A 22,373-nucleotide genomic window follows, 5' to 3' on the forward strand; every position below is an offset into this window, starting at 1 on the left:
TGCCGTCAGGCGGCGAGCATGTCCGCCTGTGGATCGAGCCCCAGCCGCGCCATCAGTTCGGGGCGGTCCGGGCCGGGGACGGGCGCATAGGCCGCGGCATTGCGCCGTCGCCCGCGCGCCCAATAGCTCAGTACCTTGCTGAGGTTGGCGGGGCGTTTCAGCCATGCCTCGGGATGTTCGAGCATGTGGAAGCCGCGCATCATCGCGCGCATCAGATTGATGTCGGATCGCGCCGCGATGGTGATACCGTCGTCGACGAAGCTCTTGGCGAGGCGCGCCTTGACGCGCGGGCGATGGCCGGGCGTCAGCGTCGCGCGCGCGCGGCGGATGGCGGAGCGATCCTGTTTCAGCATCAGGTCGTAATAGGGCTTCACCTCTGCGCGGATGCCGCCGTCATAGACCAGCAGGCGCGCGGCAGGATCGCTGCCCGAATCGAGCGCGCGGCGCAGCACGCCCGCGCTGACCGCAGCGAGCGAACAGCCGCGGCCATAGAGCGGGTTGGTGCGTACCAAGGCGTCGCCAATCGCGAAATAGCCGAGCACGGCCGGTCGCCCGTCCGTGACGAGGCTGCGCCACCGGCTGTGGAGGTCGCCCATGCCGATGACCTTGCCGACCGGTTCCGATTTTGCCGGATCGACCCAGGGCGCCATGCCCGGCATCGCCATGCAGATGCGCTGGAACATGTCGCCGTCCATCACCGCGCGGCGCAGGCCGTGTTCGATCTCCGGCACGCACAGCGTGATCGAGAAACGATGGTTGTCGGCCGGAAAGACGCCGAACTTCAGATAGCCAAGGTCCCCCGAGGCGGCGATCTCGCCGCGCGGCGGCTCCTCCTGCCCGTCGTGGAGGCGGTAGTGGCGGGTGAAATAGAGCACGCCGGCGGTCTCCGCCGCTTCGCCGATCGGTGCGCCGGCCTTGATCAATTGCTCGATCAGATTGGCCGCCTTGCCGCCAGCGTCGACCACCACGTCGGCGCGGATTTCCTCGCGCCCGTTGACGGTATCGGCGATTACCCCGGTGACGTGGATCAGGCCCGAGCCGTCGCGATCCTGGATAAGCTCGCGCACCTTCACCCCGCTGCGGATCGTGACGCCGGGAAGCTGCTCCACATAGCGGCGGATGACGAGTTCGATCGTCGTGCGCCGGCTGGTGATGATGGTCAGATCCTCATCCCCCGGCGCGGGCACGTAGCGCGCGCGCAGTGCGGGCGGCAGCATGTCCGGGAAGGCGATGTCGCGGCACCCGGCGGCGTAGAGATCGGCGAGCAGCTGGGGATGTTCGTCGCGGATGATGTTGCGTAGCCGGGCGAGGAAGGCGTGGCTCTGCCGCAGCTGGCCGACGCCGCGGCGCTGCCACTGGTCGAACGCCACATCAGGGCCACCCTCCGGCGGGGCGTCGTCACGTTCCAGCAGCAGCAGCCGGCGCGTGCCGCCGCCCAGCCGCAGCGCAGTGCACAGCCCCGCAATCCCCGCGCCGACCACAATAACCTGTTCCTGCAGCCTGCCGGGCACGCTGTTGCCGACCATTCGTCCCTCCGCCCATGATTGACGGCCGGATACGCCAAATACCGATCACGTGCAATAAATACGAACATGTTATGATTATAAGGGTTGCGCCGGACGAGGGCGCGCGCCACCATGCGACGCATGATCCGCCGGAACAGGCCGGACGACAGGAGAGGGTGGCTCGCGATGCGCGCAGTGGTGAGACGCAACAAGCAATTGGTGTGTGACGAGGTACCCGATCCGACGCCGGGCCAGGGCGAGGTGCTGGTCAAGACGCTGGCCTGCGGCATCTGCGGTTCCGACCTTCACGCCGTCCATTCGTTCGAGAACATGCTGGAACTGGGCGAGCGGACCGGCGAGAAATCGCGCACCGACCCGTCCAAGGACATGATCTTCGGCCATGAATTCTCCGCCGAGATCCTCGATCATGGCCCGGGATCGGCGAAGACACTGAAGGCGGGGACTCGCGTCGTTTCCATGCCGATCGCGATGAAGCCGCAGGGCTATGAGGCGATCGGTTATTCGAACAATTATCCCGGCGGCTACAGCGAGCAGATGGTGCTGAGCGAGGCGATGCTGATCGCGGTGCCCAACGGGCTCAGCGACGTGCAGGCCGCGATGACCGAGCCGTTCGCGGTGGGTGAACATGCCGTCGCTATGTCGGCGGCGGGAGCGGACACGGTGAACCTCGTCATCGGGTGCGGGCCGGTGGGCCTGGCGGTGATCGCGGCGCTGAAATCGCGCGGGCTGGGCCCGGTGGTGGCGGCCGACTTCTCACCCGCGCGGCGCGCGGTGGCGGAGAAGATGGGCGCCGACATCATCGTCGATCCGGCAAAGGAATCGCCGCACACCAAGTGGAGCGAGCTGGGCGTGCCGCGCACCTCGTCCGAGCGGATGGCGGCGATGATGAGCGGTCAGGCCGGCAAGAAGGCGATCGTGTTCGAATGCGTCGGCGTGCCCGGCGTGCTGCAGAACATCATCGAATCGGTGCCGGTGGGCACGCAGGTGATCGTGGTCGGCGTGTGCATGGAAACCGACAAGATCGAGCCGTTCCTGTGCATCAACAAGCAGATCGATTTCCGTTTCGTGCTTGGCTACACCGCGGGCGAATTTGCCGCGACGCTGGTCAATATCGCGGATGGCAGGATCGACGTGCTGCCGGCGATCACCGACGAGGTCGGGCTGGATGACGTCGCCGCCGCCTTTGCCGCGCTGGCCGACCCGGAGAAACAGTGCAAGGTCGTCGTCCGGCCGGAGTTGCGGGCATGAGCGCCGCGATGAACGATGCGATGGAAGCGCCGCGCGCGCTCGCAGAGGCGATGCCGCCGGTGCAATACGCCGACACCAACGGCATCCGCATGGCCTATTATGAGGTCGGGCCACGGGGCGAGGGCGTTCCGGTCATCTTCTGCCACGGCTTTCCCGAACTGGCGTTTTCGTGGCGGCACCAGCTGGCGGCGTTCGAGAAGGCGGGGCGCTGGGCGATCGCGCCCGACCAGCGCGGCTATGGGCTGACCAGCCGGCCGGAGAAGGTCGAGGATTATGACCTGGAGCATCTGACCGCCGACATCGCCGGGTTGATGGACGCGCTGGGTATCGAAAAAGCGGTTCCCTGCGGCCATGACTGGGGCGGGATGGTCGTGTGGCAATTCGCGCTGCGTTATCCGGAGCGGTGCGCGGGGGTGATCGGGGTCAACACGCCGTTCCTGCCGCGCGGCGAGAATGATCCGATCGCCGCGATGCGCCACGTCTATGGCGATGACATGTACATCGTCTGGTTCCAGAAGCCGGGGGAGGCGGATGCCGCGCTGGGCGCCGACCCGGAACGGTCGATGCGCTATTTCATGCGCAAGCCGATGCTGACGCTGAAGGAATATGAGAAGCTGCCGGCCGAGCAGCGCACGCTGGCGCTGGGCGAAGGGCTGAAGCTGTACGACCCGGCGACCGACCAGCAGCAATTCCTGAGCGACGACGAGATTGCGGCCTTTGCGCAGACCTTTGCCGCGACCGGCTTCACCGGCGGGATCAACTGGTACCGCAATTTCACACGCAACTGGCAGGCCTCGGCGGACCTCGTCGAGAAGGTCGAGGTGCCGTCATTGATGGTGATGGCGGAAAATGACGTGGTGCTGAGCCCGGCGATGGCCGAGGGGATGGAACGCTACGTGCCGGATCTGGACAAGGTGCTCGTCGAGAAATCGGGCCATTGGACGCAGCAGGAATATCCCGACGAGGTGAACCGCGCGATCCTGGGCTGGATGGACAAGCGCTTTCCGCGCTGAACGACGGCGGGAGGAGGGGCTCCCGCCCGTTCATCTGGGCCTGTCGGCGCCGAACCGCGGCACTCCACGTCGGTTCGGATCGCCGGCAGGCTCTTTCTTGTTTTGCGTCCGGTTCTGACCGCGCGTCTGAGCGTCAGTCGGCGAAGCCGACGAAGCGGGCCGCCTCGCTCACCGGCTTGCGGCGCGACACGACCGCATTGGCGGGGAAGCTGTCATCGGGCCAGCCCATGGCGACACAGGTCTGAATTACCTGATCGTCGGGGATGCCGGCATGTTCGCGCACTACCGGTGATTGCATGATCCCCTGGCTGTTGATGACGCAGCCCAGCCCGCGCGACCAGGCGGCGTTGACCAATGCGGTGGTGACCGCGCCGCAATCGAACGGCGCGATGTCACTGCCCAGCAGCACGCGATCATAGGTGATGACGATCGAGACGGGGGCGTCGAACTGGCGGAAGCCGCGCAGCACCCAATCGTGCCGCTTCGCCTTGTCCTCGCGCGCGATGTCCATCGCGCCGAACAATTGCTTGGCGATTTCGATCTGCCGCTCGCGGTGGACGCCGCCATAATCCTCGCCCAGCCGGAATTCGCGCGAATGGGGCACGCCGGCGAGGTTGCGCTCGGTATTGCCCTCACGAATGCGGTCGAGCGGTTCGCCGGTGACGACGGTGAAGTTCCACGGCTGCGTGTTGAGCGAGGAGGGGGAGCGCATGGCGAGCGCCAGCACTTCCTCGATCAGCGCGCGGGGGACGGGATCGGGCTTGAACCCGCGAATGCTGCGGCGGCCGTTCACGACGTCGTCATAGGTCTGCATTGGTGCCTCTCCCGTATTTGCCCCGACCCCTAACACAAACGCCACCGCCGCAAAGGCGCAGGATCGACGGGATCCTGCCTCCTTAGCGAGGGTGGCGCAGGTGGCGGCGCAGATGGCGGCGCGGAAAGGCGCGGCGGCGTTACGCCTTCAGCATCCGCTCCGTCACCATGCGTTCCAGGATGGTGAGCGGCATCGCGCCGTCGAGCAGCACCGCGTGGAACTTGCGCGGATCAAAGGCGGCGCCCTGCTTCTGCTTCACCGCGTCGCGCAGGCGCGCCCAGACGGTGTGGCCGATCTTGTAGCTGCACGCCTGGCCCGGCCAGACGGTGTAGCGGTCGATCTCATTCTGGCTGCGGCCGCGCGCGATGCCGGTGGTGGCGATGAAGTAATCGGTCGCCTTCTCGCGGCTCCAGCGCTTGTGATGCATGCCGGAGTCGACGACGAGGCGGGTCGCGCGGAACAGCAGCGACTGGAGATAGCCGACCTGGCCGAGGGGATCGCCCTCGTACATGCCCATTTCGTCTGCCAGCTGCTCCGAATAGAGCGCCCAGCCCTCGGTATAGCCGCTGAAGCCGCCGCGGCGGCGGATGAGCGGAATGTCCTGCGATTCGAGCGCGGTCATCACCTGCAGGTGATGGCCCGGCACCGCCTCGTGATAGGACAGGGTGGCGAGGCCGAACTTCGGGCGATCGAAGCTGTCGCGCAGGTTGATGTAGTAGATGCCCGGGCGCGAGCCATCGAGCGAGGCGTTCTGGTAATAGCCGCCAGGTGCGCCCGCCTCGATCGACTTGGGCACGCGGCGGACCTCGACCGGCGCCTTCGGGATGAAGGAGAATTGCTCGGGCAGGCGCTTCTGCATCGCGACGACCTGCGCGCTGAGCTGCGCGACCAGCTGCTCCTTGCCGGCGTCGGTATTGGGATAGACTTGATCCGGGCGCTTGTTGAGCGCGACCAGCCGCTCGCCGACGCTGCCCTGCGTCATGCCCTGCGCCTTCAGGATGCCGTCGATCCGGTTGCTGATCTCGGCCACCTGGGCAAGGCCGAGGCGATGCACTTCCTCGCCCGACATGGCGACCGTCGTCGCGGCCTCGACCGCGGCGGCGTAATAGGCCTCGCCATCGGGCAGACGCCATGCGCCCGCGTCATGGACCGCACGACCGCGCAGTTGGGTAATCAAGGCGCGCTGGCGATCGAGCGCCGGGAACACCTGCTTATTCATGATCTTCGTCGCTTCGGCGACGCGCGCGTCGGGGAGGTTCGCAGCCTTCAGCTTGCCCGCCAGCGCCGTCACCGGGACGGTCGAGGCGGCCGGCTGATCGCGCAGCCCGCCCATCAGCTTCAGCGTGGTGTCGAGGACATAATCGGGCGCGAACACACCGCGCGCGGCGTCGGCGCGCTGCCGCTCGCTATCCTGATCGATCGCCGTGGCGAAGGCGGCGACGCGCGCGACATAGGCGTCGGCGTCGGCGGCATCCTTGATACGGTGCTGCGCATCGAGGAAATCGGGCACCTCGCGATAGGCGCCGGTCAGATGGGTGAGGACGTAGGGCGTGAACCGGCCCATGCTGGCGCCGTAGGTGAACTTCTCGGCACCGGCGATGCCGCGCTGGAGCTGGTAGGAGACGACCTCGTAATCCAGCCGGGCGGCGGGGGAGAGCGAGGCGGGGTTGATCTGGCGCAGCGCGGCCAGTTCACGCTTCGCGCGCGCCAGATCCTTCTGCGCGCCGGCGGCCGAGCCGTCGTTCAGCTGCGACTTCAGCGCCGCACGCTCACCAGTGTCGAGGCCGAGCGCAGTGGCGCCCTCCGGGTTCCCGTCGATCCGCTCGTAGAAGATACGGTCGAGCAAGGTGCGCAGCTGCTGGTCGTTGGTGCCGGCGGCGGCGGGGGCGGCAGCCTTTTGCGCGGCGGCGGGAACGGCAGTCGCCAGTGCGGCAGCGCCGGTGCTGCCGAGGAAGGTGCGACGATCCATGATCATACTCCTGGGGGACGGACGTTCGCCGCCGGTGGGCGGCGAACACAAGGGGTTGCGGATGGGGTGGAGGAGGGCGCCGGGGTTACTCGGCGGCGCCATTCTCCCAGAAATAGCGGCCGCGCTTTGCCGTGCCGGTGGCGACCTCGTTGAGCGTCGCCGCATAGTACAGCCGCCCGCCGAGCATCACCTGGCGGACCTTGTCGCTGTTGCGGATGTCGGCCGTGGGATCGGCATCGAGCACCACCAGATCGGCGAGCTTCCCCACCTCCAGCGAGCCGATGTCCTTCGCCATGCCGAGCGACTGGGCCGAGACGATCGTGCCGGCACGAAGCGCCTCGAGCGGGGTCATCCCGCCGCGCACGAACGACCACAATTCCCAATGCGCGCCGATGCCGGCCTGCTGGCCATGCGCGCCGATCGACACGAGCACGCCGCGCTTGGCCAGCTTGTGCGCCTCGCGCGCATTGTCGTCGTCGACGAAATTGTTGTCGGGCGCCTTGATGCGGCGGGCGTTGTCGGCGAGCAGCCGCGTCGGCGGGGTATGCGCCTTCAGCAGCGGATGCGCGAACACATCCGTCGCCTGGCGCCAGTACGGATCGCCGGCGAGGCCGCCGTAGCTGACCACCAGCGTCGGCGTGTAATTGGTCTTCGACGCCGAGAAGAACTGAAGCACGTCATCGTAGAAGGTTTCGAGCGGGATATTGTGTTCCAGCGTCGAATTGCCGTCGGCGATGTGAGTCATGTCGAGGCCGAAGAGCGAGCCGCCCTCCGCCACGACCTGCATGTTCTCACGCCGCGATGCTTCCACCACCTGCTGCCGCTGGTCACGGCGCGGCTGGTTGTAGTTCTTCACGCTGTGGCCGCCCTGCGCCTTCAGCCGGCGGACGTGCGCCAGCGCATCGTCGAGGCTGTCGATCTGCGCGTACACATCGGCGGCCTTCGCGCCATAGACGATCTCGCCGGTGGAGAAGATGCGCGGCGCGAGGATCAGGCCGGCGCGCTGCATCTCCGCCGCGGCGAAGATCTCGCTCGAGCGGTTGGACGGATCGTGCAGCGTGGTGGTGCCAAGCGCCAGGTTCTGCATCATCGACCAGTTGCGCTGCGGCACCAGCTCATCCGTGCCGGCCGGACCGTGCGCGTGCGCATCGATGAGACCGGGGATGATCGTCTTGCCCGCGGCATCGACGGTGGTCGCGCCGGCGGGGATGGCGGTGGAGGCGCGCGGGCCGACCGCGACGATGCGATCGCCGCGGATCACCACCACGCCATCGTCGATGATGCCGCCATCCTCGCCCGCCATGGTGACGAGCCGCGCGCCAGTGATCGCGACGGTGCCGGTCGGCTTGGCCGCCGCCTGCTCCATGGCGAGGCTGATGCCGCTGGTCGGCGGGGTGAAGCCGGGCGTTCCTTCGCCGCGCGGCGCGGCGGGGAACAGGCTGGCGGTCGACGCGGTGTAGAGCGTCGGGCCCAGGCTCCAGTGCAGCTGCGTGCCGTCGGTCGACCAGTTGATATAATCGGCGCCGCCCGCGCTGACCTTCGTCACCGGCAGCGTCTTGCTGTCGGGTGAGAGCGACACCGTCTGCCCGCCCGGCATCAGGGGGACGACATAGGCGGCGTAATTCTGGCGGAAGGCGACATATTCGCCGGTCGGCGAGACGATGTAATCGGTCGCGAGTTCGCCATCGGCGTGAACGCGCTTGTCCTGCCCCGACAGGTCGGTGCTGACGAGCTGGCGCACCGACTTTCCGTCCTTGCGCTCATCCTCCAGCATGAAGATGCGGTCGTTGGCCGCGCCGAATTGCGGCGAGGCGGCACCGCGCAGCACGCGGGTGACCGCGCCGCCACTGGTCGCGACACGGTACACGCCCGAATCCTCGGCCCATTTCGGGCTGGTCAGGCCACCATGGCCGCTGCGCTCGAACACGATCGTCTTGCCGTCGGGCGAGAAGCGCGGGCGCGCGTAATGGCCCGGCTGGCCCGTCACGTCGCGACCCGTGCCGCCACTGGCGCCGATCACGCGCAGCCGGCCGAGGCCATCGTCGGTCCAGCTGACATAGACCAGCGACTTGCCGTCGCGCGACCAGCTGGGGAACAGTTCGAAGGCGTCATTGTCGCGGGTCAGGCGGCGGGCGGCGCCGCCGGCGACCGGCTTTACCCACAATTTGCCGAGCGTTTCGAACACCACCTGACGCCCGTCGGGCGAGACGCTGGCGAAGCGCGGCATGGCGGTGGTGAAGCGATCGGGCGCGACCGCGATTTCCGGGTGCGGGGCATCGAGGATGCCGCGCGTGTCGTTGATCGTGAACGGGATTTCGCGCGCGTTGCTGCCATCGGCGGTGATGCGGCGGATCTTGCCCTTGGCCCAGAAGACGAGGCCCGAATTGTCGGGGAGCCACGCCATGTTGGGATAGACGCCGGTGACGGCCCAGGTTTCCTGCGAATCCTGGTCGAGATCGTCGTAGATCTTGCGCTCCTCGCCCGAAGCGAGATCCTTCACGTACAATTTGGAGCGGGTCGCCTCGCGCCGGACAAAGGCGATCTTCTTGCCATCGGGGGACGGCGTCGGGCGCACCGCGCCGCCGGCGCCGGTCACTGCCTTGGTCACCTCGCCGGTGTCGAGGTCATAACGCTCGATATCGAACAGGTTGGTGTTCGAATCCTGCGCATATTCGAAGATCGGGCCGGGCGTGACGTTGCGGGTGTAGAACACCGACTTGCCGTCCGCCGCATACACCGGCTCGCCCAGTTCCTTCTGGTGGGTTTCGTTGGGGCGCTTGACCAGCAGCACCCCGCTGCCGCCGGAGACGTGGTACATCCACACTTCGCCGGTGCCGAGCGAGCGCCCGGTGGTGAAATGCTTCTTGGCGACGATGAAGCGGCCATCCTTGCTCCAGCTCGGCTGGTTGAGGAGGCGGAAGTCCTCCTTGGTCACCTGCCGCTTGTCGCTGCCGTCGACGTTCATCACCCAGATGTTGTCGCCACCGCCACGATCGGAGGTGAACGCGATGCGCCGGCCATCGGGCGAGAAGCGCGGCTGCACTTCATAGGCGAGGCCATCGGCGATGCGCGTCGGCGTGCCGCCGGCGATCGGCATGGTGTAGATGTCGCCCAGCAGCGAGAAGGCGAGCGTGCGGCCGTCGGGGCTGACGTCCACGTCCATCCAGCTGCCCTCGCTGGTGCGGATCGGTACCTCGCGAATGGTGGCGCCGGCGGGGGCGTTCACGTCCCACTTGGGCTTGGTGGCCGGAACCTGGGCGGATGCGCTGTGCGCAACAAGCGCGACGAGAGAGACGAGCGAAGCCGCCGTGAATTTCATGATGTCCCCGGATTGCGACAATAAGATTGCCGCACCTAATGCGCCAAGGCGCCCGGGTGCAATGGCTTAGGTGCGCGCCGGGCCGATCCCCGCGCGCACCCATGCCGGTCAGATGTCGAGCACGATCTTGCCGAAATGCTTGCCCGATTCCTGGTGGCGGAAGGCGTCGGCGATCTGTTCCAGCGGGAAGTGCGTGTCGATCACGGGGCGGATGCCGTTCGCCTCGATCGCGCGGACCATGTCCTGCTGGTGGCGGCGGGCGCCGACCGTCAGGCCGATGATCCGCTGATTGCCCTGCATCACATACATCGTCGGCACATTGCCGGCGATGCCCGCGAGCACGCCGATCAGCGCGATATGGCCGCCGATCCGCGTCGCGGCGATCGATTGCGGCATGGTGCCCGATCCGCCGATCTCGACGACATGGTCAACGCCGCGCCCGCCGGTCAGGCCCCGCGCGACCTCGCCCCAATTCTCCTGGCTCTTGTAGTTGATGAGGTGGTCGGCGCCCATGCTGCGCAGCCGCTCAAGCTTCTCGTCCGAGGAGGAGGTGGCAATGACGCGCGCACCGGCCGCCTTGGCGAATTGCAGCGCGAAGATCGACACGCCGCCGGTGCCCTGCACCAGCACGGTATCGCCGGCCTTCAGCTGGCCGTTGACGACCAATGCGCGCCACGCGGTGAGGCCGGCGCAGGTCAGCGTCGCCGCCTCCGCATCCGAATAGCCCTGCGGCGCGCCGGTGAAGGAGGTGGCGGGCGCGGTCACATATTCGCGCGCGAAGCCATCGGCGCCGTCGCCGGGGACGTCGAGCATGAATTCGAGCGCAGGTTCGCCATCCATCCAGTGCGGGAAGAAGGTGGAGACGACCTTGTCGCCGACCGCGAACTCGCGGACGCCTTCGCCCACCTCGACCACTTCGCCCGCGCCGTCCGACATCGGGATGCGGCCGTCCGGCGTCGGGATCATCCCGGTGACGACGGCATAATCGTGGAAGTTGAGCGAGCTGGCGCCGATGCGCACGACGATCTCGCCGTAGCCGGGCGCCACCCGCTCACTATCGGCGACCTGCAGGCGGTCGAGCCCGCCGGGCTTCTGTAACTTTATGGTGCGCATCAATCTCTCCCCCGGCGCTCCTGGCCGTTGCGCCGGGGGTAATGGGCACCGCTGACGGGTGCAACGAGATTTAAGTCGATGCGCTTAAAGTGCAGCGATGCGCGCGCCGGTCAGGGGCGGCGCGGACCGCCGCCCGACGGCTTGGTGCGCGTCGCGGAATAACGCGCCGGGCCGCCCTGGCCCGCGCTGCCACGACCCAGCCCACCACGATCCGGGCCACCGCGCGCGGGGCCACGGCCCGGTCCCGCCCGACCTTCGGCACGATCCGCGCTGCCGGTACGCGGCCCGGAGACCCCGCGCGAGGAGGGTGCCTGGTCCGACACCTCGAATAGCACGTCGTCCTCGGGGCTCGCGGTCTTTGCCACGGCCGACTGGAACTTCGCGGCCAGCGCCCGCGGGATCTGGAAGGCGGTTTCGTTCGGCCCGATGCGGATTGCGCCGACATCGTTCTTCGTCAGATTGCCGCGGCGGCAGATCAGCGGCAGGATCCAGCGCGGATCGGCGTTCTGGCGGCGGCCGAGATTCATGCGGAACCAGACCACATCGTCAAAGCCGGGGCGGTGCTTCTCGCGCTGGGCGGCGCGATGCGCCTCCGGCGTCGCGGCGACGATCTCCTCCGGCGCGGGCATGGCGGCGCGATAGGCGCGCACGAGGGCACCGGCGATTTCCTCCGGCGTCTTCTCGGCCATCAGCCGCTCGGCGAGCGCCTGATCCTCTTCCTCCACCTCGACCGGGGCGAGCAGCTGTTCGAGCAGCCGCTCGCGATCCTTGGCGCGCACGTCCTCTGGCGTCGGCGCCGGCACCCATTCGACCGGGATCTTGGCGTTGCGCAGCATCGATTCGGCCCAGCGGCGGCGCTGATAGGGGACGATGAGCACCGCGGTGCCCTTTTTCCCCGCGCGCCCGGTGCGGCCTGAACGGTGCTGCAGCGTCTCGCCATCGCGCGGCAGCTCGACGTGAATGACGAGGCTGAGGCTCGGCAGGTCGATGCCGCGCGCGGCGACATCGGTCGCGACGCAGACGCGGGCGCGGCGATCGCGCAGCGCCTGAAGCGCGGCGTTACGCTCATTCTGGCTGTGCTCGCCCGACAGCGCCACGGCGGCAAAGCCGCGCTCGACGAGGCTGGCGTGGAGGTGGCGGACATTGTCGCGCGTGGCGCAGAACAGGATCGCCGTCTCCGCCTCGTACAGGCGAAGGAGGTTGATCACCGCATGTTCGATGTCCGACGGGCTGACCGCGACGGCCTGGTAGCTGATGTCGCCATGGCCGCGGTCTTCCTCGACCGTGGAGATGCGCAGCGCGTCCTTCTGGTAGCGCTTGGCCAGCTGAACGATCGGCTTGGGCATGGTGGCCGAGAACAGGAGCGTGCGGCGCGTCTCGGGCGTCGCGTCGAGGATTTCCTCGAGATCCTCGCGGAAGCCCATGTCGAGCATCTCGTCCGCCTCGTCGAGCACCGCGACCTTGAGCGCGGAAAGCTCCAGCGCGCCGCGCTCGAGATGGTCGCGCAGGCGGCCGGGCGTGCCGACGACGATATGCGCGCCGTGATTGAGGTTCCGGCGCTCCTTGGACGCGTCCATGCCGCCGACGCAGGTGACGATGCGCGCGCCGGTCGGACCGTAGAGCCAGATCAGCTCGCGGCTGACCTGAAGCGCGAGTTCGCGAGTCGGCGCGATGACGAGCGCGTGCGGCTCACGCGAGGGAATGATGCGATCGTCCTCGCCCAGCAGTTCGGATGCCATCGCCATGCCGAAGGCGACGGTCTTGCCGGAACCCGTCCGGGCGGAAACGATGAGGTCGCGGCCAGCGGCCTCCGGTTCGATTACGGCGGCCTGGACCGGCGTGGGCGCCTGATAGCCGCGCTCGGCGAGCGCGCCAGCGAGCGGCGCGGGAAGTGTGTCAAATGTCATGATTGAACGCTACATGGTCCGTTCCGCGCGCACTGCAAGGTTTGTTTGTCTGCGATCGTGCTTAATGTGCACGTCGTTGTTTTCGGGTCGCGATCCTGTGGCGCAATTGCCCCGGTTTTTTGGAGAAGCGCACAATCGTGCGGATCTGATGGTTCAAACGCGCATCTTGACGCCGGGGGAACGGCGATCGGCCGGCTTCCTGCTGGTGTTTGCGCTGGCCAATGCGGGCGGCGTGATCGCGTACCAGCCGCTGCTCGCGCTGCTGCTGCCGCTGAAGATCGAACTGATCGCGGGCGAGGCGCGGATCGGGCTGTTCAGTGCCATCGTGATCGTCGGCGCGATCGTCGCCAGCGCCTCCAACATCCTGTTCGGCTGGCTGAGCGACCGCTCCGTGGCGCGCGGCGGCGGGCGGCGGCGCTGGATTGCCTTCGGGCTGGTCGCGACGGCGGCATCCTTCGCCGGCATCGCGCTGGCCCAGACGCCGTGGGCGATCATGCTGGCGGTGGGATTGTTCCAGGCAGCGGTCAACGCGCTGCTCGGGCCGCTGCTGGCGATCATGGCGGACGAGGTGCCCGACGCGCAAAAGGGAGTTGCGGGCGGCCTGCTGGCGGCGGCGGTGCCGACCGCGTCCGCCGTGTCGGCGATGCTGGTCGGGCTGGCGTGGGCGAGCGAGGGGATGCGGCTGGCGATCGTCGCAGCGATCACCGGCGCGGCGGTCACCCCGCTGCTGGTGACTCGGGCGCGGATCGCCGCGCAGCCGCCACCGCCGGTCGGCGTGGTCATGATGCGGCGACAGGACATCGTCATTTCCTTTGCCGCGCGGCTGCTGGTGCAGGTCGCCGGCAACGCGCTGTCGCTTTACCTCCTTTACTACTTCCAGAGCATCATGCCGACGGTCCCCGCCGCGGCGCTGGCGCCGGGCGTCGGGCAATTGCTGACGGTGGGCTTCGTCCTGTCGCTGCCGGTGGCGTTGCTTGCGGGCCGTGCGTCGGACCGGTCGGCGCGGCGCAAGCCGGCGCTGGTGGGCGGCGCGGTGCTGGCGGCGATCGGGCTTGCCGGCATGGCGGTGGCGCCCGACTGGCGCTGGGCGGCGATCGCCTTTGTCGCTTATGCGATCGGGTCCGCGGTGTTCCTGGCGCTGCACGCCGCCTTTGCCATGCAGTTGCTGCCCACCCCGGCGCATCGCGGGCGTGACCTGGGGCTGCTCAACCTCACCAACACGCTTCCCGCGCTGCTCGGGCCGCTGCTCGCCTGGATGCTCGCCACCCCGCGCGATTTCAGCGCGGTGCTGCTGGTGCTGGCGGCGCTGACGCTTGCCGGCGGGCTGGCGATGCTGGGCGTGCGCAGCCGCCGCTGAGGCGAGGCTGGCGCTCGCCCCAGCCGGCGGCGCCTATTGGCGCGCCCAGTGGCGGACGTAATCCACGGTCATCCGCTGCGGAAAGACCGCGTCGTCGACGCCCATCTTGCCGCCCCAGTCGCCGCCGACCGCGAGGTTCAGGATCAGGTCGTACGGCGTGGTGAAGGGCCATGCCGCCGCGCCGCCGGGCTGGTCGTTGCGCACCTGCATCACCGCGCGGCCGTCGATGCCGATGGTGATTGTGTCAGGCTGCCAATCGAGCTGGTAATTGTGAAAGGCGGTGCAGGCGTCGGGCACGGTCCGCTGCGCGCCGCGCTGCGTGCCCTTGTTGTGATTGAACGCGCCGGTGTGGAGCGTGGCGTGGATCACATTGGGATCCCAGCCGACCATTTCCATGATGTCGATCTCACCGCCGTCCGGCCATTTGTCGCCGATCGGCAGCATCCAGATCGCCGGCCACGCCCCGCGCCCGCACGGCAGCTTTGCGCGGATCTCGTAGAAGCCATAGCCGAGCCGCTCCTTCGCGATCAGCTTTGCCGAGGTGTAGCGCTGCCCGCCGGTATCGGGGAAGCGCGCCTTGTCCGCCACTTCGGCATGTGCCTCGATCACCAACGCGCCATCCTCGATCCGCGCGTTCTTGGCCCGATCGGCGGCATAATATTGCAGCTCGTTGTTGAACCAGCCCCTGGCATTGTACGAGGTGTCATAGGACCATTTGGCGGTATCGACAGTCTTGCCGTCGAATTCGTCGGCGAAGCTGGGCTGGCTGGTCGGCACCGTCATCGGCGCGTCGGCGGCATAGTTGGTGGCGCCGAGCGAGGCGGCCTGAAGCGTGATGGCGAGAAGGATCATGGATCAGCCGTCCAGGATCGAATCGATCGCGGTGGCGAGGTCGACGTCGCGCGCCGACAGGCCGCCCGCATCATGCGTGGTCAGCGTGATTTCGACGCGGTTCCACACGTTGGTCCATTCGGGATGGTGATCCGCGCGCTCCGCGATCAGCGCGACCTGGGTCATGAATCCGAACGCCTCGGCGAAATCGGTGAACACGATCGACCGGCTGATCGCATCGCGACCCTCGTCATAATCCCAGTCAGGCAGGGCATCGAGCGCCTCTGCGCGTTCGGCTTCGCTTAATTGATCGACCATCGCTGCGCTCCCAAAAGCTTGTCGCATCCAAGGCGCAACGCCTATGGCGGGCGGCATGAGCGGACAAGAGCTTCCGGGCGAACCGCCCTCGCTGGCAGCGATCGAACACCATGCCCTTGGCGTGATCGATCGGCTACCTGCTGCCTTTCGCGCGCATCTGGGCGATGTGGTGTTGCTGGTCGAGGAGGAGGCGGATGAGGAGACGCTCGCCAGCCTCGGGCTGGAGCATCCGCTGGAGCTGACCGGTGTGTACCATGGGCGGCCGGTGGGCGAGAAATCGGCATTCGACAGCGGCGCGGCGCCCGATCGCATCCACCTCTACCGCCAGGCGATCCTCGCCGAATGGTGCGAGACGGGCGTGCGGCTCGACGATCTGGTGGCGCATGTCACCATCCATGAGATCGGACATCATTTCGGCCTCAGCGACGATGACATGCACGCGCTCGAGGACGCGGTGAGCGATTGAGCGCGTCGCTGGCGCTGGAGGATGTCGCCTGTCGCCGCGGCGGGCGGCTGTTGTTCGCAGGCGTATCGCTGAGCCTTGCGGCAGGCGGCGCGGCGCTGGTGACGGGGGCTAATGGCTGTGGCAAATCCAGCCTGCTGCGGCTCGCCGCCGGCCTGCTCCCGCCCTTTGCCGGGTCGGTTGCGGCTGAGGGTCGGCTCGCGCTGCTCGGCGAGGCGAGCGCGCTCGATCCCGAGCGCCGGCTGAGCGAGGCGCTGTTGCTGTGGGCGCGGCTCGATGCCTTGCCCGCGCCTGGCGAGCGGGTCGCGCAGGCGCTGGCGATGGTGGCACTTGATGACCTGGCGGACATTCCGGTGCGGATGCTGTCGACCGGCCAGCGACGGCGCGCGGCGCTGGCGCGAGTGATCGCCACGCAGGCACCGATCTGGCTGCTCGACGAGCCGGCGACCGGCCTCGACACAAGATCGATCGCGCTGCTCGAAACCGCGATGGCACTCCATCGCGCGGGCGGCGGGATCGTGGTGGTCGCGACTCACCAGCCGCTCTACCTTGCCGGTGCCGCCATGCTCGACCTCGCCGCACATTGCGAGATGGCGGCATGATCGCGCTGGTGCTGCGCGAGGCGCGGCGGGGCTATGCCGGCGGGGGGGCGGCGATGACGGTGGGTTTCTTCCTGCTGGTCGCAATCCTTTTCCCCTTCGCGATCGGGCCGGACGCCGCATTGCTGTCGCGCATCGGCGGCGGGGTGATCTGGGCGGCGGCGCTGCTGGCGGCGCTGCTGCCGGTCGATCGCCTGATCGCGCCCGATCTGGAGGCCGGCATATTCGATCAGCTCGCGGTGCGCGGCCAGTCGCTGGCCGCGGCAGCGGCGGCGAAGATGCTGGGGCATTGGCTCGCCTTTGCGCCGACGGTGATGGTCGCCGCGCTGATCGTCGCCGGGCTGATGGGCGTAGACGGGGAGACGTTGTTGCTGGTCGAGGCGGGGCTGGTGATCGGCACACCCGGGCTGGCGGCGCTGGCGGTGGCGACGGGTGCTCTGACGGCGGGGCTGCGCGGCGCGGGGGCGATCGCCGGGCTGGTGCTGCTGCCGCTCGCCATTCCGCTGCTGATCTTTGGCGCGGGGGCGATCGACGGCGGCGCGGGCGGGCTGAAGCTGCTCGGCGCGGTCAGCCTGCTGCTGGTTGCCGGTGCGCCCTTCGTGGCGGCCGCGGCGATCCGCATCGGCATGGAATAAGCGGGCTGCCGCTCAGCGCAGCGGCTTGCCGCTGTTCTTCCACCGGTCGAGGATCTGCGATTCGGGCGCGGGCGCCGGCGCCGCCTCAGGCTCCAGCGGCGTGCCGCTGTCGCGAAAGGCGGGCTGCACCTGCGTCGCCGGGATCACCACCGGTGTGAGCGGGGCCACCGCGACCGGGTGGTTGAGCGCGATCACCGGCGTTGCCAGCCGCGGGGCAGGGCCCAGCGCCGGCTCGGACCCGGCATAACGCTGGTGAAAGGCCGCGGCGGTGCCCCAGAACCCCTTCCAGCGGTGAAAGAAATGCGCGCCGACCACGTCGGTCATCACCAGCGTGCGGTTCCACGCCGGGGTCACGGCATAGGTGTGGTAATGCGTCGCCAGGCCAACCGGCGCATAGACGTAGCCGCCGAGCGCCCCCGCCGCGACCCGCGCCGCGCGCGCCCAGCCGGACCGCACCGGCACGCGCGTCGTTGCGCCGTCGCAGGCGAAGCTGAACTGGCAGCCGCCCTGGCCCCGCTCGACGCCCTGATAGACGACGCCGCACACGCTGGCCGGGAAGGCGGGGTGACGCACCCGGTTCAGCACCACCTGCGCGACGGCGCGCAGCCCGTCATCCGGCTCCGACACCGCCTCGTAATAAAGCGCGGCGGTGAGGCATTCGGTGGCGCGCGCGCGGTCGAGCGCGCTGGCGCTGCGCAGGCTGAACGGCGCGGCGGGAGTGACCCCGGTCGCCGTCGCGGAGGCGGGCATCGGGCGGCCGGCGGGTTCGGCGGGAAGCGGCGCCGTGCCGGTCGTCCCGCTGCCGGGGGAGGACTGTGCGGGGCTGCCAGCGGTGCGTGTCTGGGGCGGTGTGCCACCCCCCAGCGCGAACGCCCCCGACCAGGCGAGTGCCGCCGCCATCAGTGCTGCCAGGACCAGCGTGATCGGCACGGCGATCACCGCCGCCTCTCGCCACAGGCGCCATGGATCGGGTGCGCGCCGACGGCGCAGCGCCGCGCGCTCGCTCGGGTGCAGCGCGACGGTCATGATCAGTCTTGTCCGGTCCGATGGGGGAACGCCATGCGCGGGCTGTACCGGATCAGGTGGTCGTGCGCGCCTGCTGATTCAGTGCGCGGTCGGGGTCAGTGTCCGATGATCGAACACTTATTGGTTAACGCGGCTGGGTGCGGCGTTCCCCGGCGGCTTGGCCATGCAGTGGCGCGGGGACCGGTAGCGCTGCGGTGCGCGGCGCAGTGACGGCCGGGCTGGAAGCATGCTGGCGCGCCGGGTCGATCATCTGGGCCAGAGCGGCGGTGGAAAGGGCGATCAGCGTGACACTGACGGTCGCGGCAAGACGCATGAACGATGATCTCGCGGGGGAGGGGGAGACAAAGGGCGGAAGCCCCAAACGACTGGGGCCCGGCAGGGTTGCTGCCGGGCCCCGTCCGTAATGCGCCGTGGGGCGATTAGCCGCGCGGCGGCACCGTGGGTTGGGTGGTCGACGGATCAGCGGTCGGGCTGGTCGTCGTGCCCGTCGGATCATTCGGATCCATCGTCGACTGCGTGGTCGATGGCGACGTCGGCGTTCGGGTCGACGGCGTCGTCGTGCTGTCTTCGGTCATTGTCGTGCCGGTGGTGTCACCCTGCGTGGTCGTGCTGCCCGGCGCCGACTGCGGCGCGGTGGGGGCGGTCTGCGCCACGGCGACCGTGGGGACGACAAGCGCAGCAGCGGCAACGAGGCCAAAATACTTCATGTCATACTCTCCTGCTGTTCTTAAGTGCTGAGAGTAGAATGCACGGGATCACGGAAAGTTCTTCGAGTCGTCGCAGGATTCGGCTCAATTCATCCCGGAGGCGCCGAATAACGGCGTTGGGCGACCATTGTCGGTGCTGAAAACTAAACTCAGATGTCGGCGCCTGTTTGTCCCCGATGCATCAGGAACTGGTCGGCGAGGACCAGTGCCACCATCGCCTCCACCACCGGTACGCCGCGAATGCCGACGCATGGATCATGGCGGCCGCGGGTGGCGATCTGCGCCGCTTCACCCTCGCGGTTGATCGTATCCACCGGGGTGAGGATCGAACTGGTCGGCTTGAACGCGGCGCGCACCCGGATCGGCTGGCCGGTAGCGATCCCGCCGGCGATGCCGCCCGCATGGTTGGCCAGGAACAGAGGCGCGCCCTCGCCGGGACGCATCGGATCGGCGTTTTCCTCGCCCGAGAGCGCGGCGGCCGCGAAGCCGTCGCCGATTTCCACGCCTTTTACCGCATTGATCGACATGATCGCGGCGGCAAGCTCGCTGTCGAGCTTGGCATAAAGCGGTGCGCCCCAGCCGGCGGGAACGCCGGTTGCCTCGCACGCCACCACCGCGCCCAGCGAGGAGCCAGCCTTGCGCGCGGCATCAACCTTCTGCTCCCAGCGCGCCGCGGCGGCGGCATCGGGACAGAAGAACGGATTGGCATCGATCTGCGCATCATCGAATGCGGCGGGGTTGATCGCATCGCCGCCGATCGCCTCGACCCAGGCGCGGATCCGAACGCCGGGGATCACCGCGCGCGCCACTGCGCCCGCCGCTACCCGCGCCGCCGTCTCGCGCGCCGAGGACCGACCGCCGCCGCGATAATCGCGAAAGCCGTATTTTGCGTCATAGGCGTAATCGGCGTGACCCGGACGATAGGCGAGCGCGACCTCCGAATAATCCTTCGACCGCTGGTCGACATTCTCGATCATCAGGCTGATCGGGGTGCCGGTGGTGCGGCCCTCGAACACGCCCGACAGGATACGGACCTGATCGGGCTCGCGCCGCTGGGTGGTGAAGCGCGAGGTGCCGGGGCGCCGCTTGTCGAGCCACGGCTGGATATCGGCTTCGCTCAAGCCGATCCCCGGCGGGCAGCCGTCGACCACCGCGCCCAGCGCCGGCCCGTGCGATTCGCCCCAGGTGGTGAAGCGGAACATCCGGCCAAAGGTGTTGAAGCTCATTGCGCCCCCAGTCGCGCAAAGGCGGGGGCATGGTGCGCCGCCTCGCGCACGCCGCACGGCGTCAGCCCGCCCTGCAGCGGCAGCGCCATGAAATTGTCCCCTGCGTAAGGGGAATCGAAATTGCGCGCGACCGCGGCGTCATAGCCGAATCGGTTGTAGAAGGCGGGATCGCCCAGCACGAAGCTCAGCACCACGCCCGCGCTTTCCAGCTGTTCATGCGCTGCCTGGACCAGCGCCTCCGCCACGCCCTGCCGGCGGTAGGCGGGCGCAACGGCGAGCGGGGCGAGGGCAACGGCGGGCACCTGCTTGCCCGCGACCGTCACGTCCATCCGGCTGAATACGATCGCGCCGGCCAGCGCGTCCGCATCCTCGTCATGCGCGATCAGCGTCAGCACCATGTCGCCCGCGATGCACAGGTCGCGCACCAGGTCGGCCTCCTCCGGATAGGGGAAGCTGGTGCGCAGCAGTGCATCGATCGCGGCGACATCGCCGCCGGCGGCCGGGCGGATCGCGATGGTCACGGCGTTACGACAGCGCGATGTCGGGCGCGTCCTCGGCCTTCATGCCGATCACATTATAGCCGGCGTCGACATGGTGGATCTCGCCCGTCACGCCGCTCGCCAGATCAGACAGGAGGTAGAGGCCGGCGCCACCGACATCGTCGATCGTCACGTTGCGACGCATCGGCGAATTCAGCTCGTTCCACTTCAGGATGTAGCGGAAATCGCCGATGCCGCTCGCCGCCAGCGTCTTGATCGGCCCGGCGCTGATCGCGTTGACGCGGATGTTCTCCGGCCCGAGATCGGTGGCGAGATATTTCACGCTGGTTTCCAGCGCCGCCTTCGCCACGCCCATCACGTTATAATGGGGGACGACCTTCTCCGCGCCATAATAACTCAGCGTCAGCAGGCTGCCGCCTTCCGGCATCATCGCGCGCGCCCGCTTGGCCACCGCGACGAAGCTGTAGGCGGAAATGTTCATGGTCATCAGGAAGTTGTCGAGGCTGGTGTCGACATATTTGCCGCGCAGCTCGTTCTTGTCCGAAAAGCCGATCGCATGGACGACGAAGTCGATCGTCGGCCAGTCCTGCGCCAGTTCATCGAACGCCGCGTCGAGCGCGGCCATGTCGGACACGTCGCAATTGATCAGCCGGCTGGAGCCGAGCTGCTCGGCGAGCGGGCGCACCCGCTTCGCCAGCGATTCCCCCTGGTAGGAAAAGGCAAGGTCCGCGCCTGCCTGCGCCAGCTTCTGCGCAATCCCCCAGGCAAGCGACTTGTCATTGGCCAGGCCCATGATGAGCCCACGCTTGCCCGCCATCAATCCATTCACGTCGTTGCCCTTGCTTCCGAAACCGGGGGGACTCCCTCTAGCCCGTTCTCCGGTGGTTCCGCCAGCGCCGCGTTGAGATGCGCGCCGAACACGAGACCAAGACCGATCAGATAGAAGAACAGCAGCATGACGACCACCCCCGCCAGGCTGCCGTAGGTCAGGTCATAACCGCCAAGGTTGGACAAGACCAAGGGCAGGCCCGCCGTCATGCCCACCCACCAGGCGGTGGTGAACAGCGCGCCGGGCCACACGCGGTTGCCCGAATAGCGATATTTGGACGGCGTCACGAAGTAGAACAGCATCCACAAGGCGCCGAACATCACGACCCCCGGGATCGCGCGGCTGAGCCCGACCCAGCGGGCAATGTCCTGCGCGAAGGGCAGCAGATTGTAGATGAACTGTTCCGTCGCGGTCAGGATGCCCTGCACCAGGAAGGAGATCAGCGCGAGCAGTACGGATACGACGATGCCGAAGGTGAGGCCAAGGCGCGACCGCCACAGCGACTGCGAACTGCGCGTGCCATAGGCGCGGCGGAAGATCTCGCGGATCGCCTCGACGAAGCTGCCCACCGTCCACAGGCCGATCAGCGCGCCCAGCCACAGCAAGGCGCCGGTGCGCGCCGCCAGCACATCGGCTATCGGCTTGCGCAGGATGCTCGCGACGTCTGGCGGCAGGACATGGAGGAAGGATTCCACCGCCTGCCGCGTGCCCTGATCCTGCCCCAGCGCGCCGAGCACGGCGGCGGCGACGATGAAGAACGGGAACACCGTCATCAGCGCCAGATAGGCAAGGTTACCAGCGTGGATGAACCCGTCATTGTAGACGCCCACGCAGGCGCGCTTCACCACTTCATAGGCGTAGCTGCCGGGCCGGACCTTGGCGAGCTGATGGTCGAGCTTGGTGCGGGCGGCGCCGTGATGCTTGCGATCTTCCGGCGTCAGTGATCCCGCTTCCTCGCTCAACCTATCGCCCC

Annotated in this window: 20 protein-coding genes; 6 read left to right on the forward strand and 14 right to left on the reverse strand. The window is 68.2% G+C overall.

Annotation, left to right across the window (positions count from 1 at the left end):
• Positions 1 to 5: 5 nt before the first annotated feature.
• On the reverse strand, positions 6 to 1,526 hold the full coding sequence (locus XM50_RS11975) for an NAD(P)/FAD-dependent oxidoreductase (RefSeq protein WP_197075526.1): 1,521 nt from the start codon (positions 1,524 to 1,526) through the stop codon (positions 6 to 8).
• Between the two features lie 177 nt (positions 1,527 to 1,703).
• Between XM50_RS11975 and XM50_RS11980 the strand changes: the two genes are divergently transcribed.
• Positions 1,704 to 2,774, forward strand: coding sequence for a zinc-binding dehydrogenase (locus tag XM50_RS11980; protein ID WP_231621960.1), 1,071 nt, complete (start codon positions 1,704 to 1,706; stop codon positions 2,772 to 2,774).
• Positions 2,771 to 3,787 carry an alpha/beta fold hydrolase gene (locus XM50_RS11985; protein WP_231621961.1) on the forward strand — a complete coding sequence of 339 codons (1,017 nt, stop codon included), beginning with the start codon at positions 2,771 to 2,773 and terminating at the stop codon, positions 3,785 to 3,787. The genes XM50_RS11980 and XM50_RS11985 overlap by 4 nt, the downstream gene beginning before the upstream one ends.
• A gap of 133 nt (positions 3,788 to 3,920) precedes the next feature.
• On the opposite strand, the gene XM50_RS11990 is transcribed toward XM50_RS11985, so the two are convergent.
• The 5 genes from XM50_RS11990 to XM50_RS12010 all read right to left on the reverse strand — a co-directional run bounded on the left by XM50_RS11990 (position 3,921) and on the right by XM50_RS12010 (position 12,909).
• The gene (locus tag XM50_RS11990) at positions 3,921 to 4,601 is read right to left on the reverse strand and encodes a nitroreductase family protein (RefSeq protein ID WP_046409758.1); all 681 of its coding nucleotides are present in this window, start codon (positions 4,599 to 4,601) and stop codon (positions 3,921 to 3,923) included.
• Positions 4,602 to 4,740: 139 nt separating this feature from the next.
• Positions 4,741 to 6,570: a DUF885 domain-containing protein gene (locus XM50_RS11995; RefSeq protein WP_046409760.1), complete on the reverse strand. Its 1,830-nt coding sequence runs from the start codon at positions 6,568 to 6,570 to the stop codon at positions 4,741 to 4,743.
• Positions 6,571 to 6,655: 85 nt separating this feature from the next.
• The gene (locus XM50_RS12000; RefSeq protein WP_046409763.1) at positions 6,656 to 9,889 is read right to left on the reverse strand and encodes an amidohydrolase family protein; all 3,234 of its coding nucleotides are present in this window, start codon (positions 9,887 to 9,889) and stop codon (positions 6,656 to 6,658) included.
• Between the two features lie 108 nt (positions 9,890 to 9,997).
• Positions 9,998 to 11,002, reverse strand: coding sequence for a zinc-dependent alcohol dehydrogenase family protein (locus XM50_RS12005; protein ID WP_046409765.1), 1,005 nt, complete (start codon positions 11,000 to 11,002; stop codon positions 9,998 to 10,000).
• Positions 11,003 to 11,112: 110 nt separating this feature from the next.
• Complete coding sequence (locus XM50_RS12010) at positions 11,113 to 12,909, reverse strand: DEAD/DEAH box helicase (protein ID WP_046409767.1); 1,797 nt, start codon at positions 12,907 to 12,909, stop codon at positions 11,113 to 11,115.
• Positions 12,910 to 13,057: 148 nt separating this feature from the next.
• On the opposite strand from XM50_RS12010, the gene XM50_RS12015 reads away from it, so the two are divergent.
• Positions 13,058 to 14,266, forward strand: a complete 1,209-nt coding sequence (locus tag XM50_RS12015) for an MFS transporter (RefSeq protein WP_046409769.1) — start codon at positions 13,058 to 13,060, stop codon at positions 14,264 to 14,266.
• Positions 14,267 to 14,299: 33 nt separating this feature from the next.
• On the opposite strand, the gene XM50_RS12020 is transcribed toward XM50_RS12015, so the two are convergent.
• Positions 14,300 to 15,118, reverse strand: a complete 819-nt coding sequence (locus XM50_RS12020; protein WP_046409771.1) for a glycoside hydrolase family 16 protein — start codon at positions 15,116 to 15,118, stop codon at positions 14,300 to 14,302.
• A gap of 3 nt (positions 15,119 to 15,121) precedes the next feature.
• Positions 15,122 to 15,415: a 4a-hydroxytetrahydrobiopterin dehydratase gene (locus XM50_RS12025; RefSeq protein WP_046409773.1), complete on the reverse strand. Its 294-nt coding sequence runs from the start codon at positions 15,413 to 15,415 to the stop codon at positions 15,122 to 15,124.
• A gap of 55 nt (positions 15,416 to 15,470) precedes the next feature.
• Between XM50_RS12025 and XM50_RS12030 the strand changes: the two genes are divergently transcribed.
• Genes XM50_RS12030 through XM50_RS12040 form a run of 3 tightly spaced genes read left to right on the forward strand, consistent with a single transcriptional unit; the run spans position 15,471 to position 17,112 of the window.
• Positions 15,471 to 15,881, forward strand: coding sequence for a metallopeptidase family protein (locus tag XM50_RS12030; RefSeq protein WP_231621962.1), 411 nt, complete (start codon positions 15,471 to 15,473; stop codon positions 15,879 to 15,881).
• Positions 15,878 to 16,480, forward strand: coding sequence for a heme ABC exporter ATP-binding protein CcmA (ccmA, locus tag XM50_RS12035; RefSeq protein ID WP_046409777.1), 603 nt, complete (start codon positions 15,878 to 15,880; stop codon positions 16,478 to 16,480). The genes XM50_RS12030 and ccmA overlap by 4 nt, the downstream gene beginning before the upstream one ends.
• Positions 16,477 to 17,112: a heme exporter protein CcmB gene (locus XM50_RS12040; protein WP_046409779.1), complete on the forward strand. Its 636-nt coding sequence runs from the start codon at positions 16,477 to 16,479 to the stop codon at positions 17,110 to 17,112. Before ccmA ends, XM50_RS12040 begins: the two co-directional genes overlap by 4 nt.
• A 12-nt stretch (positions 17,113 to 17,124) precedes the next feature.
• Here XM50_RS12040 and XM50_RS12045 read toward each other — a convergent pair whose 3' ends face one another.
• From XM50_RS12045 to XM50_RS12075, 6 genes are all read right to left on the reverse strand, one after another.
• Positions 17,125 to 18,138: a cell wall hydrolase gene (locus XM50_RS12045; protein WP_046409782.1), complete on the reverse strand. Its 1,014-nt coding sequence runs from the start codon at positions 18,136 to 18,138 to the stop codon at positions 17,125 to 17,127.
• Between the two features lie 419 nt (positions 18,139 to 18,557).
• Positions 18,558 to 18,845 (reverse strand): hypothetical protein, encoded by a 288-nt coding sequence (locus XM50_RS12055; protein WP_046409785.1) that lies wholly within the window; start codon positions 18,843 to 18,845, stop codon positions 18,558 to 18,560.
• A 149-nt stretch (positions 18,846 to 18,994) separates the two neighbouring features.
• Positions 18,995 to 20,071, reverse strand: a complete 1,077-nt coding sequence (aroC, locus tag XM50_RS12060; protein WP_046409787.1) for a chorismate synthase — start codon at positions 20,069 to 20,071, stop codon at positions 18,995 to 18,997.
• Positions 20,068 to 20,592, reverse strand: a complete 525-nt coding sequence (locus XM50_RS12065) for a GNAT family N-acetyltransferase (RefSeq protein ID WP_052742560.1) — start codon at positions 20,590 to 20,592, stop codon at positions 20,068 to 20,070. Before XM50_RS12065 ends, aroC begins: the two co-directional genes overlap by 4 nt.
• 4 nt (positions 20,593 to 20,596) lie before the next feature.
• Entirely contained in the window at positions 20,597 to 21,388 is a 792-nt protein-coding gene (gene fabI, locus XM50_RS12070; RefSeq protein WP_197075528.1) for an enoyl-ACP reductase FabI, read from the reverse strand.
• Positions 21,389 to 21,396: 8 nt separating this feature from the next.
• On the reverse strand, positions 21,397 to 22,362 hold the full coding sequence (locus XM50_RS12075) for a YihY/virulence factor BrkB family protein (RefSeq protein WP_046409791.1): 966 nt from the start codon (positions 22,360 to 22,362) through the stop codon (positions 21,397 to 21,399).
• Positions 22,363 to 22,373: the final 11 nt, after the last annotated feature.

The sequence above is a fragment of the Sphingomonas sp. Ag1 genome (genome assembly GCF_000980895.1).
Classification (GTDB): Bacteria; Pseudomonadota; Alphaproteobacteria; order Sphingomonadales; family Sphingomonadaceae; genus Sphingomonas; species Sphingomonas panaciterrae.

Bases quoted from the DNA above. Each gene is read 5' to 3' on its own strand.
- XM50_RS11975 (WP_197075526.1), bottom strand. From the start codon at position 1,526: ATGGTCGGCAACAGCGTGCCCGGCAGGCTGCAGGAACAGGTTATTGTG.
- XM50_RS12040 (WP_046409779.1), top strand. From the start codon at position 16,477: ATGATCGCGCTGGTGCTGCGCGAGGCGCGGCGGGGCTATGCCGGCGGG.
- XM50_RS12015 (WP_046409769.1), top strand. From the start codon at position 13,058: ATGGTTCAAACGCGCATCTTGACGCCGGGGGAACGGCGATCGGCCGGC.
- XM50_RS12000 (WP_046409763.1), bottom strand. From the start codon at position 9,889: ATGAAATTCACGGCGGCTTCGCTCGTCTCTCTCGTCGCGCTTGTTGCG.
- XM50_RS11995 (WP_046409760.1), bottom strand. From the start codon at position 6,570: ATGGATCGTCGCACCTTCCTCGGCAGCACCGGCGCTGCCGCACTGGCG.
- aroC (WP_046409787.1), bottom strand. From the start codon at position 20,071: ATGAGCTTCAACACCTTTGGCCGGATGTTCCGCTTCACCACCTGGGGC.
- XM50_RS12030 (WP_231621962.1), top strand. From the start codon at position 15,471: ATGAGCGGACAAGAGCTTCCGGGCGAACCGCCCTCGCTGGCAGCGATC.
- XM50_RS12045 (WP_046409782.1), bottom strand. From the start codon at position 18,138: ATGACCGTCGCGCTGCACCCGAGCGAGCGCGCGGCGCTGCGCCGTCGG.
- XM50_RS12005 (WP_046409765.1), bottom strand. From the start codon at position 11,002: ATGCGCACCATAAAGTTACAGAAGCCCGGCGGGCTCGACCGCCTGCAG.
- XM50_RS12055 (WP_046409785.1), bottom strand. From the start codon at position 18,845: ATGAAGTATTTTGGCCTCGTTGCCGCTGCTGCGCTTGTCGTCCCCACG.
- XM50_RS12020 (WP_046409771.1), bottom strand. From the start codon at position 15,118: ATGATCCTTCTCGCCATCACGCTTCAGGCCGCCTCGCTCGGCGCCACC.
- XM50_RS12025 (WP_046409773.1), bottom strand. From the start codon at position 15,415: ATGGTCGATCAATTAAGCGAAGCCGAACGCGCAGAGGCGCTCGATGCC.
- XM50_RS12010 (WP_046409767.1), bottom strand. From the start codon at position 12,909: ATGACATTTGACACACTTCCCGCGCCGCTCGCTGGCGCGCTCGCCGAG.
- XM50_RS11985 (WP_231621961.1), top strand. From the start codon at position 2,771: ATGAGCGCCGCGATGAACGATGCGATGGAAGCGCCGCGCGCGCTCGCA.
- fabI (WP_197075528.1), bottom strand. From the start codon at position 21,388: ATGGCGGGCAAGCGTGGGCTCATCATGGGCCTGGCCAATGACAAGTCG.
- XM50_RS11990 (WP_046409758.1), bottom strand. From the start codon at position 4,601: ATGCAGACCTATGACGACGTCGTGAACGGCCGCCGCAGCATTCGCGGG.